General features: G+C 35.9%; 4 protein-coding genes. 3 read left to right on the forward strand and 1 reads right to left on the reverse strand.

Going from position 1 to position 4,728, the window contains the following annotated elements:
- The first annotated feature begins 438 nt into the window (after window positions 1-438).
- Window positions 439-1,899 (forward strand): MlaD family protein, encoded by a 1,461-nt coding sequence (locus F6K22_RS32445; protein WP_293107804.1) that lies wholly within the window; start codon window positions 439-441, stop codon window positions 1,897-1,899.
- 44 nt (window positions 1,900-1,943) lie between these two features.
- Here F6K22_RS32445 and F6K22_RS32450 read toward each other — a convergent pair whose 3' ends face one another.
- A complete protein-coding gene (locus F6K22_RS32450) occupies window positions 1,944-3,248 on the reverse strand; it encodes an RNA-guided endonuclease InsQ/TnpB family protein (RefSeq protein WP_293107807.1) in 1,305 nt (434 codons plus the stop codon).
- Between the two features lie 482 nt (window positions 3,249-3,730).
- Between F6K22_RS32450 and F6K22_RS32455 the strand changes: the two genes are divergently transcribed.
- On the forward strand, window positions 3,731-4,138 hold the full coding sequence (locus F6K22_RS32455; RefSeq protein WP_293107809.1) for a tetratricopeptide repeat protein: 408 nt from the start codon (window positions 3,731-3,733) through the stop codon (window positions 4,136-4,138).
- Between the two features lie 129 nt (window positions 4,139-4,267).
- Window positions 4,268-4,728 (forward strand): class I SAM-dependent methyltransferase (locus F6K22_RS32460; RefSeq protein ID WP_293107812.1); only part of this gene is annotated, 461 nt, incomplete at its 3' end.

The following is a 4,728-nucleotide window of genomic DNA, read 5'->3' on the forward strand; positions in this document are numbered from 1 at the left end:
GTGATTTTTTTTGAGGAACTCTCGAAAATATTTTGCCTAAAAAGATAGGGTTCATAAATTGAGAATGGAGAATTTGTTTTTGTCAGAGTGATTTTTTTTGAGGAACTCTCGAAAATATTTTGCCTAAAAAGATAGGGTTCATAAATTGAGAATGGAGAATTTGTTTTTGTCAGAGTGATTTTTTTTGAGGAACTCTCGAAAATATTTTGCCTAATCAAAGATAGAGTTTATGAATTTAGAAGTCAGAAGTCAGAAGTCATATTTTACAAGTCAAAAGTTAGGAATTGTTTTTGTTAGAGAGATTTTGAGCAATCCTCTAATGTCAAAATTGCCACATTAGTATGAATGGAAAATAAATGTAGCCATTATACCATATATTTATTGATTATCGAGTAAAATTTTTACGTTTCAATATAATAAAAGCCTTTTGGAGAAACTATGCGATCGCGAACAACTAGAGAAGGTTCAGTAGGTTTATTAACTTTATTAGGAATAGGTTTGTTTGGTGCTTTAATACTTTGGTTGAGGGGAGTAGAATTAGGTAAACGTAGTTATAAATTCATAGTTGAATTTGAAAGTGCATCTGGTATTGAGTTAGGCACATCAGTTAGATATCGAGGTATTAATGTTGGGCAAGTAGTAGAAATAAAACCAGGATTAAATGGAGTAGATATTACCTTAGAAATTAAGCCAGAAGACTTAATTATCCCTCGTGATGTATTTATTCAAGGCAATATATCCTCATTTATTGGTACTGCACAAATAGATATTATTCCTAGGGGTAGAATACCCGAATCAGAAGTTTCTGCTAATGCTTTATCATCTAATTGTCCTCAAATAATTATCTGTAATAATGACCGTTTACAGGGAGAAGCAGGAATAGAAATGCAGCAATTATTAAGAGCAGGAATACGTTTAATTGACCTCTATAGTGACCCAGAGTTGTTTAATAATGTGAAAATAATTGCTGAAAATACAGCTAATGCTTCTGCGGAAGCTTCTAAATTAGCCAAACAACTCTCTGATTTATCAGAAACTATCAAAAGAGAAATGGGAGGTTTAAGTCAAAATCTAAGAGAAGATGTCGATAATATAACAGGAATTATTGAAGCGGAAGTTGGAGGTTTGACTCAAACATTAGAAGGAGAAATTGGAGGTTTGACTCAAACATTAGAAGGAGAAATTGGAGGTTTAACCAATACAGTAGAGAGAGACTTAGATAGTTTGACTAAAACCTTAGAAACAGAAGTGAATGATATTTCCAATCAAATAACTACTGTGACTAAAACAATGAAAGAATCTACAGAAAAAGTTTCTTCTGCTGCGGTCGCTTCAGCAAATTCTGTAGAGGAAGTGGCTAATAAATTTAGTTTAACAGTAGATCAGATTAATGCAATTGTTAATACAAATCGTTCGACTCTAGTTGCCACTTTAAATAATATTGAGAAAACAACTGAAGAATTAGCAGTGCTAATGGAAAGTTTAAGTCCGATTATTAGTGAAGTAGAAAAAGGAGAATTTATTAGTAACTTAGAAATATTATCGACAAATGCAGTAGAAACTTCTGCGAATTTACGAGATATTTCTACCGATCTAAACAGTCCGACAAATATAATAATGTTGCAACAAACATTAGATTCAGCCAGAGCAACATTTGAAAATGTGCAGAAAATGACATCAGATTTAGATGATATAACAGGAGATGAAAGATTTAGGAAAAGTCTCAAACAAATTATTAATGGATTAGGCGATTTATTCTCTTCAACAAAGCAGTTAGAGCAACAAACTCGGATGGCAAAAAATATTGAAAGTTTGTTGAAAGAGAGTAGCAGTTCAGAGATTATTGACATACTCCCGGCATCAAATCAAAGTAACGCAATGCGGGATTCTCATCATTGATGATTCTACGCTCACAGAGATGACTTAGATTGGCAATATTGCTATCACGCGCTCCAGAGGTCAGACTCTCCCGTAGCTTTCGGGTTTCCCCCAGGTTCCGAGTGCCCCTCGGTACTGTTGACTATGGCTCCTAGCATTTCTAAACCTTTAGCCAAAATGTTCCTTGCTGCATTGTGGTCTCTATCAGCAATATAGCCACAATGTGGACATTTGTGAGTTCTTACTGACAAAGATTTCTTCACAGTTTGACCACAATTTGAACAATTTTGGCTGGTGAAATGTGGAGGTACTGCTACACAAACAATTCCGCGCAACTTAGCATAATATTCAAGCCAAGTTGTGAACTGATACCAACTTGCATCAGATATTGACTTTGCCAAATGATGGTTTTTAACTAGGTTACTAACCTTCAAATCTTCGTATACTACCAAATCGTTAGATTGGATTAACGCCCGTGCAGTCTTTATTGCATGGTCTTTACGCTGTCTACTGATTTTGAGATTAGCCCGCGCTAATTGCTTTCTGGCTTTGTGGTAGTTATTTGATTGAGGTTTCTTGCCTTTCTCATAGCGACGCGAGACTCTCCTTTGTAGTTTCTTTAGTCGTCTTTCTGACTTTCTCAAATATTTAGGATTATCTACAGCTTTACCATCACTATCAGTATAGAAAGCATTTAAACCTAAATCAATTCCTACTACATTACCTTCAAAGTTATGAGCTTCTTTTCTTTCTACATTTACTAAAAATTGACAATAATAACCATCAGCTCGTCTAACAACTCTAACACGACTTATTTGTTGCTCTGAATACCAAACTAAATTACGACTTGTCCATAGTTCAAATACACCAGCCTTAAAACCATCTTTAAACTCAATTTTCTTTCTGTCTGGTGATAGTTTATAACCAGTTGTTTTATACTCTACTGAGCGGGTAAATTTCTTGAATTTTGGATAGCCTCTCTTGGTGCGCGTTCCCTCTCTTGGTCGGCGTTCCCTTGCGCCTGTCGGCGGCGCGGGGTCCGACCGCTTGCGACTGTCGTCGTCGCGGGGTCGCACCGCTTTTTTACCTGGTAATTTCAGTCTACAATTTTTGTAGAATCGTTGTATTGATTGCCATGCTCTATCGGCTGATGCTTGTCTGGCTTGAGAGTTTAACTTTTTTACCCAAGGAAAATTACTATCCTTTGCTAGTACAGAACAAAGTTTTTGTAAGTCGTTGCGTTTGACATCTTTATTATCCATCCAATAGCGCAAACAACTGTTTCTAATGAATTGACCTGTAAGAATCATTTCATCTAAAACTTTGTACTGATTTTGACCGCCTTTTAATTTGGCCTCAATTACTAGCACTCGCTGTTTTTAATTCCTTGACTATATTTATTATTATAACTAATTTTACCTGAAATGTATACTGGATAAACTATTAATATTTGTGTATAATTATGATTCGATGTCATAATTATACACCCATCATTCATCCAGGCACGCGCATCATAGATTATAGTGCTGGCCTTCTGATGCGTTTAGGTAACTATTATAATAACAATTTGACCAAAAAATAAGGTTCATAGTCTCCCTATTGTATGAGGTACCGACAAATGATAATTGAAAAAGCCATAGTCCTTGGATAGTCGCGGGACAAATGATATAGCACTAGGCATTATGGTTATAACACTTATAAATAAATGGTCAAACTCAATCAGGGATTATTTTTGACTTTTGACTTTTGACTTTTGACTTGCGCGTAGCGCTATAGATGCTGAGAGGGGCGATCGCTTTTTGGCTCAAATTGGGAAGACTTGAAAAGGTAGGTATTGGGAGAAAGGTAGCTAATGCAAGGAACAGAAAAAGAATATATGGAAGCTCGACAGCAGCGCAGTAAGACATTAAGAAAGATAATGTCCCTAGTTGGGTGTGTATCTTTTGGTGGTACTGCTTTGTTTGGGATAGCAAATATGTTTAAGAGTGGTTTTCAGGAATCTCCACAGGTAGAGACCGCAGCAGTTGTGTCGGTAGAAGAGCAGTTACAGAAAAGAGCGCGGGGGTATGAGAGTGTGTTGGAACGGGAACCTGAAAATGTGACTGCTTTAGAGGGGTTGGTGAAAGTAAGGTTGGAGATGGGGGATAGGAAAGGAGCGATCGCTCCTCTGGAGAAGTTGGTGGGGTTGTATCCTGAGAGGGGGGATTATAAAGTGGTTTTGGAGCAGATGAGGTTGGAGGTTAAAGGGAATAATTTCTGACAAAAATTGTACGTCAGTCTTTTTTAAAGATAGTAAAGTTTTAGATATAGGAGGATTACCTAGTGAGAAAGAGTCTGCTTAGGACTTTCCTGTTTTCAAGTAACTAACCCCAGACCTAAAAATAATTTTATGTTAACAGAATCTAATATAGCTGAATGTCAAGCTAAATTTCACTTGAGTTATCACGTTACTTTTGCCCGTATATGTCAAGATTTAGTAGGTTTTGAAGGTAAAGATGTTTTAGAAGTTGGTGGGAGTCTACCACCGGAATTTGTTTTTGATTATCTTCATGTTAAGTCTTGGTCAGCAATAGAAACTCCAGATTATGAAGAGTCCCTCAAGGATGCAGGAGGGTTATCTCATACAGGAACAATTATTCCTAATATTAAAGATACTTCTAATTTAGGTTTTGATAATAGAAAATTAGAAAAATATAACTTCTTTTTAGAAAATATAGAAAATCTTCCCCAAGAATATTATGGAAAGTACGATCTGATTTTTTCTATTGCAACTTTCGAGCATATTCATAAATTACCTGCTGCTTTAGATAAAATGTTTCTGGCTTTAAAACCAGGAGGAAAACTATTCTC

Source organism: Okeania sp. SIO2F4 (assembly GCF_010672385.1).
Lineage (GTDB): Bacteria > Cyanobacteriota > Cyanobacteriia > Cyanobacteriales > Microcoleaceae > Trichodesmium.